Origin of the sequence: Halobaculum marinum (assembly GCF_029338555.1) — an archaeon.
In the GTDB taxonomy this organism is placed as follows: Archaea; Halobacteriota; Halobacteria; order Halobacteriales; family Haloferacaceae; genus Halobaculum; species Halobaculum marinum.
The window spans coordinates 176,460-195,092 of sequence record NZ_CP119989.1; the positions used below are offsets into that span (position 1 = coordinate 176,460).

Genomic DNA, 18,633 nt, shown 5'->3' on the forward strand with positions numbered 1-18,633 from the left:
CCGTCGGCGAGCACAAAAAGCCGCCACCACCGGAACGCGCTGCGGGGACCGTGAGGCTACTCCGAGCGACGGACCCGGACGGTGCCCGCGCTGGTGATGCCGACGAAGATGGGGGCGACGACCTCGCGGCCCTGCACGGCGTCGCCCGCGTGGTCGCTCACGAGTTTCATCAGGTCAGGGGCGGTGTGGTTCACCTTCACCTCGGCGTCGTCGCAGGCGTCGTAGACGCGGTCCGGCACGTCGTAGAGGTCGGTGCCAGCTTCGATCTCGATCCGGACCGGCGCCGACAGCGCCTCGGCGAACGCGACCGTCTCGCGGGCCTTCTCGACGTTGTCGCGTGCCGACGACTCGACGCTCGACACGTTCGCGCGGGAGGTGCCCAACAACTCGGCGATGTCCGCCTGCCTCACGTTGCGCTCGCGCAGCGCCAACACCTCGGCCTGCCGACGGGTGAGCACGCTGCGCTCGGCGTCGAAGCCGGCACGGTCGAGCAACTCGGCGACGTCGACCGCGTCGAGACTCCCCTCGTCTGCCATACCCGACCTGTGACCCGGGCGCACAAAAAGCATAGTACGGACTGTCCAGCCGCGGCCCCGGGACGGGGTCGTCCTACGATCCCCAGAAGTTGTCGCGCGAACCGAGTCGCTCGCGGCGCGACTGCGGCTCCTCCTGGGTGTCGTCGGTCGCGTCCACGTCGGCTTCTGCGTCGCCCTCACCCTCCGCGTCCTCGTCGGGCAGGCGCTCGACGATGTGCTTGGCCTTCGCGTGGTTCTGCTTCACCCGGTCGATCCGGACGATGGCGCGGGCGGGCGGGAGCAGGCCGTCGACCATCACGATGAAGCCGTCCTCCGTCCGGCCGACGCCGGCGCCGCTCTCGTGGATGTCGTCGACCTCGACGACGACCTCTTCGCCGGGCTTCACGGGCTGCTGCTTCAGGTCCGAGATCGGCATGTTGTACTCGTTACACCACTCGGCGCCGCCGCGGTCGCCGTAGTGTTGACATCCCATCCCCGCGATCCGTTCGGAGAATCGGGGGCAGTCATCAGCGAGTGGACAGTCCGCCATGGCGGAGGCTACCTCCGGCACCGCCTAAACGCTTCCGTCTGGGGGTATCCCACACGCCGTGGCCCGAACCACCCGACTGCGAGGGAGTCGCCCCGACTCGGCGAGGGGGTTTTGGTCGGCGCCCACGTACGATGGCCGTGAACCGCCGCGCCCCGGAACTGGCCCTCGTCTCCGGCTTCCTGCTGGCGCTGCCGATTGCGGCGTTCGTCCTGTGGGCGATGGGTGACGTGACGGGGGCGCTGCTCGCCGGCGTCGGACTCCTCTACCCGTTCGGGCTGTACGCGGTGTACCACGACGACGATCCGACGACGGTGCTGCCGACCCGTGTCGTCGCCGGAGTCGGGACGGTCGCCGGCCTCGTGCTACTCGCTGACGCGCTCGCGACGGCCGACGGGCAAGTCGCGACGGCGGCGCTGCGCGGGACGTTCCTCGGACTTCTCGTGGCCGCCCCGACGTGGGCGTACGCCGTCGTGTACACGCCCGCACGACGGCTCCCAGAGGGGCGCATCCTCCTCCTCGCGGGCGGCGTCGCCGGCGCGGCGCTGCTGCTCGCCGGATTGCTCGTCGGTACGGCGTTCGGGGCCGCCTCGGCGCTGTTGCTGTGGGTGCTCGGTGCGCTCGCGGCCCGCGCTGCCGGCTTCTACGCGCCCGAGGACACTCGATTGATCGCCGTCGGTGTCGGCGTCGTCGCAGGCGTCGCCGTCCTGTTCGCGGCGCTCCTGGCTGGCGCGGTGTCGGCGGCGGCGATGCTGTCGGCGGTGGCGCTCGCGCTCGCGCCCGCCGTCTACTACGGGCTGACGGTGGAGACGGCGTCGTTCGAGTAGTGCGAGGCCGAGCGAAGCGAGGCCTCGCCCATCGGCGGCGAGGTCATCGGGCCGAGCCGCCCACGGAGGCACCCCATGGCCGAGCGAAGCGAGGCCTCAACCATCGGCGGCGAGGTCCCCGGGCCGAGCCGCCCACGGATGCACCTCAGGGCCGAGCGGAGCGAGGCCTCGACACAACGACGACCAACGCCGCCGCTACCGACCAGTGTGGCTGACAGGTGACCCCGCTCGCGGCGTCGTAACGCGCCGTCGGGCCACACACCCGCTGCCCGGCGCGCCGTCGGACTCAGCGCATCGAGGCAGGTGGTCCCGTCTTTATACAAGAACGTTCGCCGCCGACCACTCAGAGGAACTCCGCCACGTCGGAGTACCACATGTCGTGCTCGTCGACGCGGTCGACGCGCTCGGCGATGTCGACGGCGAGCGCGTGCCAACAGCGCTCGTCGGGGTCGGAGGTGTCGAGGTTGTACGTCGCGTCCTGACAGTCACAGCCGCCGCCCTCGACGAGGTGTTCGGTGCGGTAGCCGACGACGACGGTGAAGTCGCGGTACCCCTTCACGCGCCCCTCCGCGACGGCCTCGATGGCCCGGCGGCCACGGTCGCCGTGGGTGTCGATGATCTCGCGGACGACCTGTGGGCGGAGTTCGCCGACGGCGGCGAGGGCGGCGCGCCAGTCGTCCGCCGCGAAGGCGGCGAGCGCCTCGGCGTCGAGGTCGGCATCGGCGTCCGCGGTGGCGTCGTCGGTCCCATCGGCGTCGCCGGCGCCGTCGCTTCCGGGAGCCCGCGTCTGGTCCTCGCCGTCGCCCTGCGTCACGTCGCTGTCGTTGGCGTGGCCGTGGCAAAACGCTTCGGACAGGCGCGGTCGCTGTGAGGGCGGGGGCGCTCAGCGCGGCGATCCACCGGCGTTAAACGCGCGGGCGGCGCACGTCGAGCAAATGGAGGTCACGGAGGGCGGCGTCACCGTCGAAGTCGAGGACGCGCGCGACGGCGCCAGCGAGGGACGCGCCGACGAGGTGTTCTACAACCCGAAGATGGAGTTGAACCGCGACGTGACCGTCGCCGTCCTCCGGGCGTACGCCGAGCGCGAACCGCGCGCGGAGACGTACCTCGACGCGATGGCCGCCTCGGGCGTCCGCGCGACCCGAGCGGCCGCCGAGGGGTACGACGTCACCGCCGCCGACGTCGACGAGGACGCCGTCGCGCTCGCCGAGCGGAACCTCGCGGACTACGGTGGAGAGGCCGTCCAGCGCGACGCCAACGCCCTGCTCCACGAGGGCTTCTACGACGTCGTCGACGTCGACCCGTACGGCTCGCCGATGCCGTTCGTCGACGCGGCGGTCGCGGGGACGCGCAACCTCCTGTGTGTCACCGCGACCGACACCGCGCCGCTGTGTGGTGCCCACTTCGAGTCGGGTGTCCGCCGCTACGACACGGTCCCGCGCAACACCGAGTACCACCCCGAGATGGGCCTGCGCGTCCTGATCGGCGCGCTCGTGCGCCGCGCCGCCTGCCGCGACAAGGCCGCCGTCCCGATCTGTTCGCACGTCTCGCGCCACTACGCCCGGACGTACCTCGAACTGGAGGCGAACGCGACGGAGGCGAACGCCGCGCTGGAGCAGTTGGGGTTCGTCCACCACTGCCAGGACTGTCTCGAACGCGCCCACGAGTTCGGTCGCCTCCCCGACGTGCCCGACGAGTGCCCCGACTGCGGGTCGCGCCGCGTCGTCACCGCCGGTCCGATCTGGCTCGGTCCGGTCGCCGACGCCGACTTCACCCGGCGAGTCGCCGACGAGGTGACCGACGACATGGGCGAGGCGAAGCGGGCCCGGTCGATGCTGGAGACGGTCGCCGACGAGTTGGACACGCCCACCCACTACGACCAGCACCGCCTGTACAAGCAGTGGAGTCGTCCTGCCATCGGGATGGACGAGTTCGTCGCCGCCTTGCGCGAGGCCGGCTTCGACGCCGCCCGCGCTCACTACTCCGGCACCGCGTTCAAGACGGACGCGACCGTCGCCGAGATGCGCGACGTGACCGCCGACCTCGGCTGACCGCGCTCCCGTCACGGGGAAACCCACCCGTGCGCTTTTCTCTCGCTCGCGAGAACAGTCGGTCGTGGGTCCCGAACAGACCGCAGAGGGCGGCGCCGTCACGCGAGCCGTCGCGGCAGCGCGCGCGGTCGCGAGCCTGACCAGCGACCGGAACGTGACGTTCCTCGCCGCCAGCGTCGCGTACTACGCGTTCGTCTCGCTGTTGCCGGCGGCCGCGCTCGCGCTCGTCGTCGCCGTGTGGGTCGGCGGCGACGAGCTCGCGGCGACGGTCGTCGCGGCGAGCGCCGGCGTCCTGACCGAGACCGGCCAGCAGTTGTTGATCGACGCGCTCTCCGGATCTGGCGCGGGGTCGGTGACGCTCATCAGCCTGCCGCTGACGCTGTGGGGCGCGCTGAAGGTGCTCCGCGGCCTCGACATCGCGTTCACGCAGGTGTACGGCGGGATGAAGACGGAGGGGCTCGCCAACCAACTGCGCGACGCGCTCGTCGTCACCGGGAGCGTCGGCGGCAGCTTCCTCGCGATGGTCGTGCTCGGCAGCGTCGTCGCCGCGGTGGACATCGGCCCGGTTGGGAGAGTCGTCGGCCTCCTCACGCTGCCCGCACTGCTCACGATCGCGTTCCTCCCGATGTACTACGTGTTCCCCGGCGTGGAGATGACGATCCGTGAGGCGATTCCGGGCGCCGTGTTCGCGGGCGTCGGCTGGTCGGTGCTTCAGGGCGTCTTTCAGGCGTACGTCGAGTTCCAGACCGCACGCGGCGGCGGTCAGGCGGCGCTGTACGGGACGCTCGGCGCCGTCCTCCTGCTCGTGTCGTTCCTCTACTTCGGGGCGACGCTCGTGTTGGTGGGGGCGGTGCTCAACGCTGTCTTGGCCGGCGACGACCGCCACGACGGCGACGCGACCGCCGGATCCGGCGGGGGCGGCGTGGCAGACCGGCAAGGTAAAGGGACGGACGCGCGTGCGAAGTGACGAATGAGCGGCGACACCGCGGACGCCGGGGCGGACGCCGGGGGCGACGAGGCCGACGGCCGGCCGGCGCCCGACATCGAGGAGTTGGAGGGACGCGTCGCCGAACTCCGGGCCGACCTCGACGCCATCGACGACCGGACGGTGAAGAAGCCGGCGCTGGAGGCCGAACTGAAACGGTACGTCCGTCGCCGGATGCGGCGCGGCCACGCCCGTGGGTGGGGGCCGTATCTCGTGCTCCTGTACGGCACCGTGATGACCCTCGGGGCGTTCTACTTCCTCGACGGGTGGTTCGCCATCGGCGCGATGATCGTGTTGTTCCTGTCGACGCTGGGGCTGTACACCCTGTTCGTCCTCGTCGGCGTCGGCCTGAACGTCGTCGAGGTGCCCGGGCGAGCCATCGACGCCGTCCGGGACCGGCGCTGAGGTGACCCGATGTCCGACCACGGGCTGATCACCGGGTCCACACTCCCGCTGCCGGAGTGGCTCGTCGCCGTCGCCGCGGTCCTCACCCAACTCGGCGACGCGTGGTTCCTCTACCTGGGGCTGGGGCTCCTCTACTGGCTCGGCGACCGCCGGCTGGCGGCCAACCCCCGCCGCGTCGGCGCGACGCTCATCGCCGTCGGCCTCGGCGCGCTCGCGATCACAGTCGGCCTCAAGAGCCTGTTCGCGTTCGGCCGCCCGCCGGGCGCCGGGGAGGCGGTCGCCCCGCTGTGGCTCCCCGCAGTCGCCGCCGACGCCTACGCGAGCGCCGCCACCGGCGACGGCTTCTCGTTCCCCTCCGGCCACGCAATCGGGGCGACGATGGTGTACGGCGGCCTCGCCACCTTCCTCGACGTGTGGGACCGCCGCACCCGCCTGCGCGTCGCGAGCGTCGTTATCGGCGTCGTCGCGCTCACCCGGGTCGTGCTCGGCGTCCACTACGTCGTCGACGTGGTCGTCGGCGTCGCCGTCGGTGTCGGCGGCCTGCACCTGTTCCAGCGCGTCGCCCGCTCGGGCTTCCGTCCCCACCCCGACCGGGCGTTCTTCCTCGCCGCGGGCCTCGGATTGGTCGCGACCGCGGTCGCCGCCGTCGGCGGCCACGGCGCGGAGGTGCTGGAGGGGAGTATCGCGCTCGGCGGCGGCCTCGGCGGCTACCTCGTCTGGCGACTGCGCGGCACCGAGACCGCCCCCGTCGGGCGCCTCGACACCGTCGTCGGCCTCGGTGTGATCGCCGTGGTGTTCGGCTCCGCCTACGGCGTCGCCTCGCTGGGCCTGCCGTACGTGTTCGGCGTCGTCCCCGACACCACGCCGTTTCGCCTGCTTGCGGTGCTCCCGCTGTCATTCGTCGGCGTCGCGGTCATCGTCGCGTGGCCGACGCTCGTGAGCAAGGTGCGCGAGACGCGGACGCGCGAGGAGGCGGCGTCGGAGGCGGAGGCGGTCGCCGACCTCATCACCGAGGCCGAGTCGGTCGGTGTGGACGACGAGGACGAGGACGCGGCGTAACCGACTTCCTCACCCGCCGCGGTTGCGTGGCGGCTCGGCGCTCAGCGGGCGCGGCAGGTCTGTATGCCACGACGGCGGGGCGGCCGCTGTCGAAGGCGGCGCGCGAAAGAAGGTGCGGGACGGAGTGGGGCGACGCTCAGAACGTCTCGAGGTACTGGTCGAGCTCCCACTGGGAGACGTCGATCCGGTACTCGTCGTACTCGGTCTTCTTCGCCTCGATGAACTTCTCGGCGACGTGGTCGCCGAGTGCCTCCTTCACGAGCTCGTCTTCCTCGAGTTCGGCGATTGCCTCGCCGAGGTTCGACGGCAGCGTCTCGATGCCGTACTCCTCGCGCTTGGCCTCGTCGAACTCGTAGATGTTCTCGCGGACCGGGTCGTCACAGTCCAGTTCCTTCTCGATGCCGTCGAGACCGGCGTGGATGAGCGCCGCGAACGCGAGGTACGGGTTACACGACGGGTCGGGGAAGCGCGCCTCGATGCGCGAGGCCGCCGGCACGCGCGCGGCCGGCTTGCGGATGAGCGCCGAGCGGTTGCGGTCGGACCACGCGACGTACACGGGTGCCTCGTAGCCGGGGACGAGCCGCTTGTAGGAGTTCACGGTCGGGTTCGTCACGGCCGCGATAGCGGGCGCGTGCTCGAGGATCCCGGCGGTGAACTGCTTGGCCTCCTCGCTGAGGTTGAACTCGTCGTCGTCGTCGTGGAACGCGTTCTCGCCGTCCTCGGTGAACAGCGAGATGTGGGTGTGCATGCCCGACCCGTTGATGCGCGGGATCGGCTTGGGCATGAACGTCGCGTGGAGGTCGTGCTGGGCGGCGATGGCGCGCACGACCGTGCGGAAGGTCCCGACGTTGTCGGCGGTCGTGAGGGCGTCGTCGTACTCGAAGTTGATCTCGTGTTGGCCCTCGGCGACCTCGTGGTGGGACGCCTCGATCTCGAAGCCCATGTCCTCGAGGCCATAGATGATGTCACGACGGACGTCCGACGCGAGGTCCTTCGGCGCGAGGTCGAAGTAGCCACCGGCGTCGTTCGTCTTCGTCGTCGCGCGGCCCTCCTCGTCGTGCTCGAACAGGAAGAACTCCGGTTCGGGGGCGGCGTTGACCTCGAAGCCCATGTCGCTGGCGCGCTCCAGCGCGGACTTCAGGACGCCGCGGGGGTCGCCCTCGAACGGCTCGCCCGTCGAGGTGTCGATCACGTCGCAGATGAGGCGAGCGGCGCCGCCTTCCTGTCCCTCGCGGGTCCGCCACGGGAGCACGGCGAACGTCTCGGGGTCCGGCTTGAGCCGCATGTCGGACTCCTGGATGCGAACGAAGCCGTCGATGGAGGAGCCGTCGAAGTAGATGCCCTCGGTGAACGCCTTCTCGGCCTGCGTCGCCGGGACTGAGACGTTCTTGACCGTCCCGAGGATGTCGGTGAACTGGAGCCGGAGGAAGTCGATCCCCTTGTCTTCAATCTCGTCGAGGACGTTCTGTTCCACCGCGCTCAGCCCGCCGTCGGGTTTGGTGTTTCCGTCCGTCATGTTGTGGACGTTCGACTACACACACTCCGGGTATATAGACGTTGACGGTAAGTGCAATTTCCCCTCATGGGTCGGCGGACTGGACATCCGTCAAATTCTAAACCCCGGGGGACGTGGTCGAGTGTAATGACGTACGAAAATCTCGATGCCAGGCTCGTCAACGCGCTGCTCGGAAACGGTCGCGCCAGCCTCCGCTCGCTGGGCGAGGATCTCGACGTGTCGGTGACGACCGTCTCGAACCACCTCCGCGACCTCGAAGACGAGGGCGTCATCGAAGGGTACACACCGCGGGTGAACTACGACCGACTCGGCTACGACGTGACCGCCATCGTCCAACTCAAGGTCGAGGGGAGCGCGCTGCCGGACATCGTCGACCGACTCCGCGAACAACAGCAGATGACCTCCGTCTACGAGGTCACCGGCGACTACGACGTCATCGCGATCGGCAAGTTCCACGACACCGACGAGATGAACGAGGGGATCAAGGGGCTGCTCGCCGACCAGGACATCCGCGAGACGAACACCTCGGTCGTGCTCAACACCGTCGTCGAGAACGGGCAGTTCGAACTGGACGTCGAGGAGTGACTGCGTCGCGTCGGTAGGGAGTGAGTCGGGCGAGGACTGTCCGCCGAGTCAGACCATGAACTCGGTGACGTCGTCCATGTCCGTCCGACAGAACGGACAACGGTACCGGGTCGAGAAGCCGCCGGACTGGGCCGTCGTCTTCGCCTCAAGTTCGTGCATTCCGATGTGACGGCCGCAGTCGGGACAGTTCACCTTGGGCACGTGTGAGAGCCACGACCACACAGGCTTAAATCCTAACACCGGGGTGTGGAGAGAAAGATATTAGTGCATGCACTTCCGTGAAGATTTGCGATCCGATGGCTTCGAGGTCCCTACACGTCGGTATCGGCAGTGAGTGAGACTGTTCCACACAGTAACGGTCGGGTGGTGCTTCGAGCGATCCCCAGGGTTTCGACTGGAGAGTCGGGTCGGAGAACGGGCCGTTGTTGGCGCCGCGGGCGTCGCGGCGGGTTCCCGAGGGGTCGTTAGATCGCCTCAGTACGTTCGGTTCAGGCCTCGTGGTCGTCGTGGGCGGCTCGGCCCTCCGGACCTCGCCGCCGTACTGTCGAGGCGCTCACTCCGTTCACGCCTCGCGGTCCTCGAACACGAACGTCCCATCCTCCTGCACGACCTCGCCGTCCAGTTCGATCACGGAGTCCTCGCTCATGTCGACGATCATGTCGACGTGCTCGGCGGACTCGTTGACCTCGTTACCCTCGCCGACCGTCTCGGGATAGGCGGCGCCGACGGCCATGTGGACCGTGTCGCCCATCTTCTCGTCGAACAGCATGTTGTAGGTGAACTGGTCGATGGCGCGGTTCATCCCGATCCCGAGTTCGCCGAGGTAGCGGGCGTTCTCGTCGGTGTTGAACACGCCTTCGAGCACGTCCTCGTTGCGCTCGGCGGAGAACTCCTCGACGCGACCGTCCTCGAACGTGAGACGGACGCCCTCGATCTCGCGGCCCTGCCGGTACAGCGGCATGTCGAAGTAGACGGTGCCGTTCACGCTGTCTTTCACCGGCGCGGTGAACACCTCGCCACCGGGGAGGTTCGCCTTCCCGTCGTCGTTGAGCGCGGAGTTGCCCGCGATGGACATCGTGAGGTCAGTCTCCTCGCCCGACTTGATGCGGACCTCGTCGGCCACGTTCAGGCGGTCGACCATCTCCTGCTGGAACTCCGCCTGCGCCTCCCAGTCGAGGCTGACGGCGTCGTACACGAAGTTCTCGTACTCCTCGGTGCTCATCCCGGCCAACTGGGCGCGGCCCTCGGTCGGGAACTGGGTGAGACACCACGTCTTCGAGAGGCGTTCCTGCTGGACGGGGCGGGTGGCGCGGTTGTAGGCGGCGGTCGTCTCGGGGTCGACGTCGACCTTCTCGGAGACGTTGCCGCCGCCGCGGGCGATGACGAACGCGTCCGTCTCCTCGAACAGCGCGAGTTTGTGCTCGGGGAGTTCGAAGTCCTCCTCGCGGGCGCGCAGGTACGCGCGGTCGGCGCGCGTCGAGTTGTTCAGGTAGACGGGGTTGGCGCCGATGTCGCCGGCGTACTCGTGGAGGGCGACCGCGAGGTCCTCTGCCTCGGCGGGGAGGTGGATGACGAGGTTGTCGCCCGCCTCCAACTCGATGGAGTGCTCGACGATGGTCTCGGCGTGCTCGCGGATGCGTGGGTCCATGTGCGGCGCTTGCGGCGCGGGCGAGTAGGGGTTTCGGTCGCGACCGGTCGGGCGCTACGGCCCGCCGTAGCCCTGCTCGGTCGCCCACTCGCGGAGGCTGGCGTACACGTCCTCGCGGTCCTCGCGGTCACCCGACGCGAGCACGGTGTATCGCTCGGCCTCGCGGTCCTCGACGACCGCGAACGACTTCGTCTCGGTCGTGATCAGCATCGCCGGCACCACTTCGGTGCCCGACCGCTTCGCGATCACCTCGTGGTGCGCCTCGACGATCCGCTCGGACTCGGTGAGGCCGCGCACCTGCGCCGCCGCCATCGGGTACGGGAGGGCGTCGATCAGCGCCACCGCCCTACGCCTCCAGTTTCTGTCGGAGGACGTCCGGCGCCGCCTCGAGCGCCTCGTCGAGCGCGTCCACGTCGGGGCCGCCGCCCTGCGCGAAGTCCGGCGGGCCGCCACCGCCACCGCCGACGCGACCCGCGAGGTCGCCGACGACCTCGCCGGCGTTGATGCCGACGCCGTCGGGGACGCCGACGACGAAGGTGGCCGCGCCACCCTCGCCACTCCCGAGCACGGCGATGCGACCGTCCTCGACGTGGGCGTTGGCGGTCGCGCGGAGTTCGTCGCTGTCGGCGTCCATCCGTTGGACGACAGCGACGGCGTCGCCGATTTCGACCTCCTCGCCACCCGCGGCGGCGCGCAGTTCCGCCAACTCTTCCTTCAGGCGGTCGATGGTCTTGCCGCGCTGCTTCCACTCGGTGAAGAAGCGCTCGGCGGTCTCGGGCACCTCCTGGGCGTCGACCGACAGCACGTCCGCGGCGTCGTACAGCGCGTCCTCGGTGCGGTGGGTGGCGTCGATTGCCGCCTCGCCCGCCGCGAACACGAGGCGCTCCACGCCGTCCTGGACAGGCTCGGCCTTCAGGAGCTTGATCGTCCCGATGTCGCCCGTCCGAGCGACGTGGGTGCCACCGCACGCCTGCACGTCGTCGCCGACGCGGATGAGGCGAATCTGCTCGCCCGGCGGGATGCCGCCCTGGTACAGGTCGAAGCCGTGTTCGGACTCCGCCTCGTGGCGGTCGGGCCACTCCTGTTTCACCGGGAGGTTCCGGCGGACGAGGTCGTTGGCGACGCGCTCGATCTCTTTCACCTGCTCGCGGCTCACGCGGTCGTAGTGGGCCACGTCGAGGCGCGACGACTGGAGCCCCTTCTGGGCGCCCGCCTGTCGGATGTGGTCGCCGAGCACCTGCCGGGCCGCGTAGCCGACGATGTGGGTCGCCGTGTGGTGGCGCATCAGGCGGCGCCGGCGCTCGGCGTCGACCTGCCCACGGACGAACTCGCCCTTGCCGGGGTCTTCGTCGGTGTGGTGGAGCACCACGTCGCCCGAGAGCTGGACGTCCTCGACCTCGACGGTGGCGTCCTCGGTCGACAGCGTCCCCCGGTCGGCTGGCTGCCCGCCGCCCTCCGGGTAGAACATCGTCTGGTCGAGCACCACGTCGTAGCCGTCCTCGCGCTCGAACACGTCGAGGACGACCGCCTCGAACTCGGTGCGGTCCTGGTCGTCGTAGTACAGTCGCTCCGTCTCCGGGAGGTCGGCGAGTCGCTCGTCGGCGGACTCGTCGCGGTCGAACGCCTGCTCGGAGTCGTGGCGGGAGGCGACCAGCCCGTAGAAGTCGTCGGGCACTTCCACGTCGGCGCCGCGCTCGGCGGCGATTTCCTCGACCATGTCCGGCTGGATGCCGTGGGAGTCGTACAGTTCGATGAGGTCCTCGACCGGGATGGACTCGCCGGTGCCGGCGTACTCGTCGGCCAGCGCCTCGACCTTGCGGCCGCCGCGTTCGAGCGTCTCGCGGTACTTCTCGACCTCGGTGCGCACCATGTCACGGATGGTGTCGCGGTTCTGGTAGCCGAGGCGGTCGGCCTGCATGTCGACCAACTCGTCGAGCGGCGCGTCCACGCCGACCTCGTCGACGAGGCGCTTCGTCCGCCGGAGCACCATCCGCGCGAGGTAGCCGGTCCCGACGTTCGAGGGCACGATCTCGTCGCCGAACATGTACGCCAGCGTCCGGCAGTGGTCGGCGATGGCGTAGATGTTCTCCAGCGGCTCCAGTAGCGTCGTCAACTCGTCGGTGTCGACGTCGAGTTTGTCCGCGATGTTGTCGCGGGCGGCCTCGATGTCCTCGACCTCGTCGATGTCGAGGTGGCCCGCGAGCGTGGAGGCGCGGCGCACCAGCTCCTCCTCCTCGTCGGTGAGACCGACCCCGGCGTTCTCCTTGAGGAAGTCGATCATCTCGGGGTACACCGCCTCGTACACGGTGGGAGTGCCCTGGCTCATCCAGGTCCACCGCTCCAGCCCGTAGCCGGTGTCGACGATGTACGTGTCCATCTCGGAGTACGTGTTGCCGTCCTTCAACTCGTACTCGCCGTCGGGGTCCTGCTCCAACGACATGAAGACGAGCGTCGCCAGCTCCGCGCCCTTGTAGATGACCTCGATGGCGGGCCCGGCGTTGCCGCCGCCGACCCACGGGTCCTCGATGTAGGTGATGTCCGCCAGATCCGCGCCAAGTTCCTCGAACAGCCCGTCACACAGCCGGACGGTCTCGTCCTTCCAGTACACCTCCCCCGAGTAGGCGTACTTGTCGCCGACCTCCTCCTTGGCGTTGAACGCGTGGTGGGCCATCATCTCGAACGCCATCGTGTGGCGCCCGGTCTTGCCCACGTTGTCGATGTCCTGCATCCGGATACACGGCTGGGAGATGGTGAGGGGGTTCGCCGGTGGCGGCGTCTCCCCGGAGGTGACCAGCGGCTGGAAGTCGTAGATAGACGCCTGCGTCAAGAGCACGTCGTCGCGCCAGCGGTTCGCCGCGACCGGGTACGGCGCGATCCGTTCGTGATCGTGCTCCTCGAAGTACGAGAGGAACGCCTCGCGCATCTCCTCCAGCGTGTACGGTTCGTCGAACCCGGGGGCGCCGACGAACGAGTAGTCCTCACACGGCGGTTCGCCGCATAGCTCGCGCTCGTCGTCGCGGGTCCAGAAGTGCGCGCCGCACGACGGACACTCCTTCCGGGAGAACCCCTCCTCCTCGAAGTACTCGAGGCGGTACTCCGCAGTAAGGTCGCTCATTACCACGTTGTGCCCCGTCGCCGCGCAAAAGGGTTCCGGGCCGCGGTCGCCGTCGACCGCGCCCCCGTTACTCTTAAATTAAGGAACAACAACGTAGGGTAACCAATGGCGGATTCTCTCGCCGAGCCGTCGCGTCTCGTCCTCGTCGTCGCGGACGAGTCTGCGGCGGTCCCAGACGGACTCGTGGGCGGCCTCGGCGAGTCCGTCGAGGGGGTGGCGACCGACGTCGCCACACCTGCGGCCCTCCGCGACCCGTTGGAGGCTGGCGACCGACTCGAGGCGGTCGTGCTGGTCAACGACCCACACCTCCCCGACGACGTGGTCGACCTGCTCGCGACGACGCGGGTGTGTGTGATCGCGTACGCCGAGACGGAACCCGCCGCCGACTACGTCGACGGCTACGTCGACGCCGGAACCGGGGCCGAACGGCTCGCCGAAGAGATCGCTCGGGCGCGCGTGGGGGAGACGCGACGCCAACTGCGCGCGGCCCGCCGGCGCGTGACCGAACTCCACGCCGGGACGGCCCGACTGGCGGCGACCGAGAGCGTCCCCGACCTGTTCGAGCGGGCGATCGAAGTCGCCGAGCGGATTCTCGCGTTCGACCACTGTTCGATCTCCGTCCGCGAGGGAGACAACCTCGTCTCGCGCGCGCGGTCGACCGACGCGGACTGGCTGCGCCAGCGGGTACCCATCGACGAGTCGATCGCCGGCAGAGCCATTCTGCGCGACGAGACGATCCACGTCGAGGACGTCACCGCCGACGAGAGTGCCACGGACGCCACCTCGGGGTCGGGCATCTCGGTACCGTTTGGCGGTGACGCCGTCTTCCAGGCGGTGTCACGGCAGTCACACGCGTTCGACGAGACGGATCGCGAACTCGCCGAGTTGCTGACGACGCACGTCGGGCAGGCGTACGAACGGCTCCGGGCGGAGGCAGACCTGACCCGGCGCGAGCGCGTCATGGCGGAGCTCCACGAGGCGGCGCCGCGACTCGTCGACGCCGACAGCGAGGCGGAGCTGTTCGAGCTCACCACCGAGATCGCCCAGCGCGTGCTCTCGTTCGACCGCTCGTGCGTGTACACGCTCGAGGGCGACCAGTTCCGTCTGCGCGCGACGACCGACCCCGACCTCCCGACGGCGTTCCCCCGTGGGTTCGGGGCGCTGGGGTACAGCCACGCCGAGAAGGCGTCGCTGGTGTCCGACGACGTCGTCGCCGACAGCGTCGCCGAGTCCCACGACGGGGAGTCGCGCTCGCTCATCTCCGTCCCGTTCGCCGAAGACGCCGTCTTCCAGGCGGTGACGGACGCCACGGGAGCCTTCGACGAGCGCGACCTCGAGTTCGCCGAACTCCTGGTGTCGTACGCGACGGCGACCCGCGAGCGCATCCGCTCGGAGGCCGCGCTGCGTGAGGCGCGACGGGTCACCGAACAGCTCCACGACTCCGCCGCCGACCTGGCGGCCGCCGACGACGAGCAGGCGCTGATCGACCGCGCGATCCAGGCCGCACAGGACGTGTTGTCGTTCGCCGAGTCGACTATCTCGCTCAGGGAAGGCGACAAACTGGTCCCGGTGGCCACCTCCGAGGAGACCCTGGACGGCGCCTCGCGCCCCATGAACCTCGACGAGGGCGTCGGCGGTCGGACGTACCGCACGGGCGAGTCGATCATCGTCGACGACGTCGCGGAGCACGACGACGCCGACCCCGTTCGGGCGGAGTACCGGTCCGGGCTGTCGGTGCCTATCGGCACCCTGGGTGTGTTCCAAGCGGTGTCGACCGAGCCGGGCGCGTTCGACCGGGACGACCTCAACAACGCGGAGCTGTTGATGACGCACGTCGCCGTCTCGCTGGAGCGACTCCGGACCGAAGCCGATCTCCGATCCGAACGCGACCGGCTGTCGGCGCTGTTCGAGAACGTCCCGGACGCGGCGGTCTCCTTCGAGTTGGCCGACGGCGACCCGGTCGCCCGCGCGATCAACTCGGCGTTCACCGAGACGTTCGGCTACGGCGAGGAGATGATCGGTGAGTCCATCGACGAGTACATCGTCCCCGGCGACGCCGAGGAGGAAGCCATAGAGTTGAACGAGCGACTCCGGCACGGCGAGAGCATCCGACGCGAGTGTCGACGGGAGACCGTCGACGGCGTGCGCGACTTCCTCATGTACGTCGTGCCGCTGGAACTCGGCGCCGAGAACATCGGCGGGTACGCAATCTACTCGGACATCACCGAGCGACGCGAGCGCGAGCGAGCGCTCCAGCGGCAGAACGAGCGCCTCGACGAGTTCGCCAGCGTCGTCTCCCACGACCTCCGGAACCCGCTGTCGATCGCCGAGGGGTATCTCGACCTCGCACAGGAGACGGGCGAAGACGAGCACCTCCAGACGGTCGGCGAGGCCATCGAGCGGATGCGGACCCTCATCGACGACCTGCTGCGCCTCGCCCGCGAGGGGCGCGTTGTCGGCGAGACGACGGCGGTCGAACTCGACGACACCGCCCGCGGCGCGTGGCGGATCGTCGACACCGCGGACGCGTCGCTCGCCGTCGATGGGGGCGTCGTCGACGCCGACCCGGACCGACTGAGTGAACTGTTCGAGAACCTGTTCCGCAACGCCGTCGAGCACGGCGGCGACGACGTGCACGTGACCGTCGAGCCGATTCCCGGGGGGTTCGCGGTAGCCGACGACGGCCCGGGCGTGTCGCCCGACCGCCGCGACGACGTGTTCGAAGCCGGCGTCTCGACCGCCGAGAACGGCACCGGCTTCGGGCTGGCCATCGTCCGCCGCATCGCCGACGCCCACGGCTGGGCGGTGACGCTGGTGGAGGGGGAAGACGGGGGCGCGCGCTTCGAGTTCACGACACGCGACGGGTGAGGAGGCCGCCTCAGTTGAGGACGAGGAAGCGGTAGTTCAACACCGCCGCGAAGCACACCCACGCGAGATACGGCACCAGTAGCACCGCCGCACGGCGGTCGACGCGGGCGAACGCGGCGACGGTGCCCGCGAGCAGCACCGCGAGGACCACGATGATGCCGAGCGCGAGTCCGATCTGCTCGAGGGCGAAGAACGTCGGCGTCCACGCGACGTTGAACACGAACTGGAGGACGAACGCCCCCAGCGCGACCCGGCGCTCGGGCGAGGCGTCCGCGCGGACGAGGAGCCACACCGCCGCGCCCGTGAGCGTGAACAGCGTCGTCCAGACGACGCCGAACACCCACGACGGCGGGTAGATGGCGGGCTTGACCAGCGCGTCGAACCACGCGGAGTCGGGGCCGCCGAGGACCGCCGGCACGCCGCCGACGACGTTGACGAGGAGCACGAGCGCGACGAGGCCGAAGAGCCCGTCGAGTCGGTCGTCGAGCCCCGAGAGGGGGCCGGCACGGTCGGTCGAGGACGCGGAGTCTGTCACGACACGTGCTACGCGTCGAGACGGCATAAAACGGACCGCGAGTCGTGCGTACGGGGTGGTCTCAGGCGTCGGCGACCGCCGCCGCGATCAGGTCGAGCGCCTCGTCCACGTCGTCCTCGTCCACGTCGAGGTGGGTGCACAGCCGACAGGTGTACTCGCCGAAGGCGTGGAACTTCACGCCCGCCTCCTTGCAGGCGGCGGACAGTTCCTCGCCGGTGAGCCCGGCGGCCTCGCTGTTCACCATCACGATGTTCGTGTCCGGCGCGGGTGCCGACAGCCCCGGAATCTCGTTCAGCCCCGCGGCGAGGCGGGCGGCGTTGGCGTGGTCGTCGGCGAGGCGGTCGACGTTCTCCAACGCGAGCAGGCCGGGCGCAGCGATGAGGCCGACCTGCCGCATCGCGCCGCCGAACAGCTTCCGGATACGACGGGCGCGCTGGATGAACTCGGCGTCGCCAGCGAGCATCGAGCCAACCGGCGCGCCGAGTCCCTTCGAGAGACAGAACATCACCGAGTCGACCTCGGCGGTCATCTCGCTCGGCTCGGTGTCGAGCGCGACGCAGGCGTTGAGGAAGCGCGCGCCGTCGAGGTGGACCGGCACGTCGCGGTCGTGGGCGGCGGCGGCGGCCTCGTCGATAGCGGCCTTCGGGACCGCGACCCCGCCGCGGGAGTTGTGGGTGTTCTCCAGACACAACAGCCCCGTGCCGGGGCGGTGGAGGTCCTCGGCGACGTAGCCGTCGCGCACCTGCTCGGCGGTGGGGACGCCGCGGTCGCCGCAGTCGAGGATGCGCGGTTGCACCTGCGACAGTTGCGGGATCCCGCCCAGTTCCCACTTGTACACGTGGGCCTGCTCGTCACAGAGGAGTTCCTGCCCGCGGTCGGTGTGCGTGCGGATGGCGATCTGGTTGCCCATCGTCCCCGAGGGGACGTACAGCGCGTCTTCCATCCCGACGAGGTCGGCTGCGCGCGCTTCCAACTCGTTTGCGGTGGGGTCGTCCTCGTACACGTCGTCGCCGACGGCGGCGTCGCGGGCGGCGTCTCGCATCGCGTCGCTGGGCCGCGTCACCGTGTCCGACCGGAAGTCGATCATACGCGAGTGTCCGCGTGGCAGGGGAAATAGGGAGCGGTCGGCGAACCCCGACGCCGATCCCCGGGATTGACGCCTCGCGGCGGCGAACGTGCGATCAGTGCCGTACGCATCGAACGGGGACGTGGATCTGTACTACGAGGTGGACGGCGAGGGCGACGACGACCGCGACGTGGACGCCGTCGCGTTCTGCGGCGAGGTCGGGTTCGGCCCGTGGCAGTGGGGCTGGCAACACGCCGCGGTCGCCGGGCCGTACCGGACGGTCGTCCCGGCGACCCGGGGCACCGGCGACTCCGACGCCCCACCCGGGCCGTACACCGTCGGCCAGTTGGCCGCCGACCTCGACACCGTGCTCGCCGACGCGGGGGTCCGGTCGGCCCACGTCGTCGGCGTCGGCCTCGGCGGGATGGTCGCGCTCCACGCCGCACTCCACTCGAACCGGGCGAAGAAGCTCGCACTCGTCGGGACCCCCGCGTACGGCGGTGGGCTAAATCCCGACGCGCTGTGGGCCGACCCCGGCGACCCCGCCGCGCTGGAGGCGTCGCTGCGGGCCGCCGTCACCGACGACTTCCTCGACGCGATGCCCGACGCGGTCGCCCGCATCGTCGAGTGGCGCGCCGCCGAGGACGCCGACCGCGACGCGTGGGAGGCCCAGCGGGCGGCGCTCCGCGAGTTCGACCTGTCCGACCGACTGTACGAGGTGACCAACGAGACGCTCGTGCTCCACGGGAGCGACGACGCGGTGTGTCCCCCCGCGAAGGGACAGGAACTGGCTGAGGGACTCCCGCGCGGGGAGTTCGTCGCGGTCGACGGCGCCGGCCACCTCGCGACCGTCGAGGCGAGTCGCGAGGTGAACGACCGGATCCTCGGGTTCTTCGGGGAGGAGTGAGCGA

16 protein-coding genes and 1 pseudogene are annotated in these 18,633 nt (G+C 70.0%); 7 read left to right on the forward strand and 10 right to left on the reverse strand.

What is annotated here, in order from left to right:
• Positions 1-56: 56 nt before the first annotated feature.
• Together P0R32_RS00995 and P0R32_RS01000 are read right to left on the reverse strand one after the other, a co-directional pair.
• Positions 57-536 carry a Tfx family DNA-binding protein gene (locus P0R32_RS00995; protein ID WP_276238056.1) on the reverse strand — a complete coding sequence of 160 codons (480 nt, stop codon included), beginning with the start codon at positions 534-536 and terminating at the stop codon, positions 57-59.
• Between the two features lie 73 nt (positions 537-609).
• The gene (locus P0R32_RS01000) at positions 610-1,065 is read right to left on the reverse strand and encodes a TRAM domain-containing protein (protein ID WP_276238057.1); all 456 of its coding nucleotides are present in this window, start codon (positions 1,063-1,065) and stop codon (positions 610-612) included.
• 137 nt (positions 1,066-1,202) lie between these two features.
• Between P0R32_RS01000 and P0R32_RS01005 the strand changes: the two genes are divergently transcribed.
• Entirely contained in the window at positions 1,203-1,889 is a 687-nt protein-coding gene (locus tag P0R32_RS01005; protein ID WP_276238058.1) for a hypothetical protein, read from the forward strand.
• A 343-nt stretch (positions 1,890-2,232) separates the two neighbouring features.
• Here the strand turns inward: P0R32_RS01005 and P0R32_RS01010 are convergent, their stop codons facing one another.
• Positions 2,233-2,703, reverse strand: coding sequence for a hypothetical protein (locus P0R32_RS01010; protein ID WP_276238059.1), 471 nt, complete (start codon positions 2,701-2,703; stop codon positions 2,233-2,235).
• A 121-nt stretch (positions 2,704-2,824) separates the two neighbouring features.
• On the opposite strand from P0R32_RS01010, the gene P0R32_RS01015 reads away from it, so the two are divergent.
• The 3 genes and pseudogenes from P0R32_RS01015 (at position 2,825) to P0R32_RS01025 (ending at position 6,389) form a co-directional block, all read left to right on the forward strand.
• Complete coding sequence (locus P0R32_RS01015; protein ID WP_276238060.1) at positions 2,825-3,940, forward strand: tRNA (guanine(26)-N(2))-dimethyltransferase; 1,116 nt, start codon at positions 2,825-2,827, stop codon at positions 3,938-3,940.
• Between the two features lie 64 nt (positions 3,941-4,004).
• Positions 4,005-5,330: pseudogene (locus P0R32_RS01020) on the forward strand (YihY/virulence factor BrkB family protein).
• Positions 5,331-5,339: 9 nt separating this feature from the next.
• Positions 5,340-6,389, forward strand: a complete 1,050-nt coding sequence (locus P0R32_RS01025; RefSeq protein WP_276238061.1) for a phosphatase PAP2 family protein — start codon at positions 5,340-5,342, stop codon at positions 6,387-6,389.
• Between the two features lie 136 nt (positions 6,390-6,525).
• Here P0R32_RS01025 and glnA read toward each other — a convergent pair whose 3' ends face one another.
• The gene (gene glnA / locus P0R32_RS01030; protein ID WP_276238062.1) at positions 6,526-7,905 is read right to left on the reverse strand and encodes a type I glutamate--ammonia ligase; all 1,380 of its coding nucleotides are present in this window, start codon (positions 7,903-7,905) and stop codon (positions 6,526-6,528) included.
• A 126-nt stretch (positions 7,906-8,031) separates the two neighbouring features.
• Between glnA and lrp the strand changes: the two genes are divergently transcribed.
• Entirely contained in the window at positions 8,032-8,490 is a 459-nt protein-coding gene (gene lrp / locus P0R32_RS01035; protein ID WP_276238063.1) for an HTH-type transcriptional regulator Lrp, read from the forward strand.
• Between the two features lie 48 nt (positions 8,491-8,538).
• On the opposite strand, the gene P0R32_RS01040 is transcribed toward lrp, so the two are convergent.
• The 4 genes from P0R32_RS01040 to alaS all read right to left on the reverse strand — a co-directional run bounded on the left by P0R32_RS01040 (position 8,539) and on the right by alaS (position 13,253).
• A complete protein-coding gene (locus P0R32_RS01040) occupies positions 8,539-8,691 on the reverse strand; it encodes a hypothetical protein (RefSeq protein WP_276238064.1) in 153 nt (50 codons plus the stop codon).
• A gap of 361 nt (positions 8,692-9,052) precedes the next feature.
• Positions 9,053-10,138, reverse strand: a complete 1,086-nt coding sequence (locus P0R32_RS01045; protein WP_276238065.1) for an aminopeptidase — start codon at positions 10,136-10,138, stop codon at positions 9,053-9,055.
• Between the two features lie 54 nt (positions 10,139-10,192).
• Positions 10,193-10,480: a DUF7964 domain-containing protein gene (locus P0R32_RS01050; protein WP_276238066.1), complete on the reverse strand. Its 288-nt coding sequence runs from the start codon at positions 10,478-10,480 to the stop codon at positions 10,193-10,195.
• A gap of 4 nt (positions 10,481-10,484) precedes the next feature.
• Positions 10,485-13,253, reverse strand: a complete 2,769-nt coding sequence (alaS, locus tag P0R32_RS01055; protein WP_276238067.1) for an alanine--tRNA ligase — start codon at positions 13,251-13,253, stop codon at positions 10,485-10,487.
• Between the two features lie 105 nt (positions 13,254-13,358).
• Here alaS and P0R32_RS01060 point away from each other — a divergent pair, with 105 nt between their 5' ends.
• Positions 13,359-16,121, forward strand: a complete 2,763-nt coding sequence (locus tag P0R32_RS01060) for a GAF domain-containing protein (protein ID WP_276238068.1) — start codon at positions 13,359-13,361, stop codon at positions 16,119-16,121.
• Between the two features lie 10 nt (positions 16,122-16,131).
• On the opposite strand, the gene P0R32_RS01065 is transcribed toward P0R32_RS01060, so the two are convergent.
• Both P0R32_RS01065 and P0R32_RS01070 read right to left on the reverse strand, forming a co-directional pair.
• Complete coding sequence (locus P0R32_RS01065; RefSeq protein ID WP_276238069.1) at positions 16,132-16,656, reverse strand: TspO/MBR family protein; 525 nt, start codon at positions 16,654-16,656, stop codon at positions 16,132-16,134.
• Between the two features lie 61 nt (positions 16,657-16,717).
• Positions 16,718-17,743, reverse strand: coding sequence for a threonine aldolase family protein (locus P0R32_RS01070; RefSeq protein WP_276238070.1), 1,026 nt, complete (start codon positions 17,741-17,743; stop codon positions 16,718-16,720).
• Positions 17,744-17,840: 97 nt separating this feature from the next.
• Between P0R32_RS01070 and P0R32_RS01075 the strand changes: the two genes are divergently transcribed.
• The gene (locus P0R32_RS01075; RefSeq protein ID WP_276238071.1) at positions 17,841-18,629 is read left to right on the forward strand and encodes an alpha/beta fold hydrolase; all 789 of its coding nucleotides are present in this window, start codon (positions 17,841-17,843) and stop codon (positions 18,627-18,629) included.
• The last annotated feature ends 4 nt before the right edge of the window (positions 18,630-18,633 follow it).

What these genes read in the sequence shown, in the direction of transcription:
- P0R32_RS00995 (WP_276238056.1), bottom strand. Translation starts at nt 536, where the DNA reads ATGGCAGACGAGGGGAGTCTCGACGCGGTCGACGTCGCCGAGTTGCTC.
- P0R32_RS01000 (WP_276238057.1), bottom strand. Translation starts at nt 1,065, where the DNA reads ATGGCGGACTGTCCACTCGCTGATGACTGCCCCCGATTCTCCGAACGG.
- P0R32_RS01015 (WP_276238060.1), top strand. Translation starts at nt 2,825, where the DNA reads ATGGAGGTCACGGAGGGCGGCGTCACCGTCGAAGTCGAGGACGCGCGC.
- P0R32_RS01025 (WP_276238061.1), top strand. Translation starts at nt 5,340, where the DNA reads ATGTCCGACCACGGGCTGATCACCGGGTCCACACTCCCGCTGCCGGAG.
- glnA (WP_276238062.1), bottom strand. Translation starts at nt 7,905, where the DNA reads ATGACGGACGGAAACACCAAACCCGACGGCGGGCTGAGCGCGGTGGAA.
- lrp (WP_276238063.1), top strand. Translation starts at nt 8,032, where the DNA reads ATGACGTACGAAAATCTCGATGCCAGGCTCGTCAACGCGCTGCTCGGA.
- P0R32_RS01045 (WP_276238065.1), bottom strand. Translation starts at nt 10,138, where the DNA reads ATGGACCCACGCATCCGCGAGCACGCCGAGACCATCGTCGAGCACTCC.
- alaS (WP_276238067.1), bottom strand. Translation starts at nt 13,253, where the DNA reads ATGAGCGACCTTACTGCGGAGTACCGCCTCGAGTACTTCGAGGAGGAG.
- P0R32_RS01060 (WP_276238068.1), top strand. Translation starts at nt 13,359, where the DNA reads ATGGCGGATTCTCTCGCCGAGCCGTCGCGTCTCGTCCTCGTCGTCGCG.
- P0R32_RS01070 (WP_276238070.1), bottom strand. Translation starts at nt 17,743, where the DNA reads ATGATCGACTTCCGGTCGGACACGGTGACGCGGCCCAGCGACGCGATG.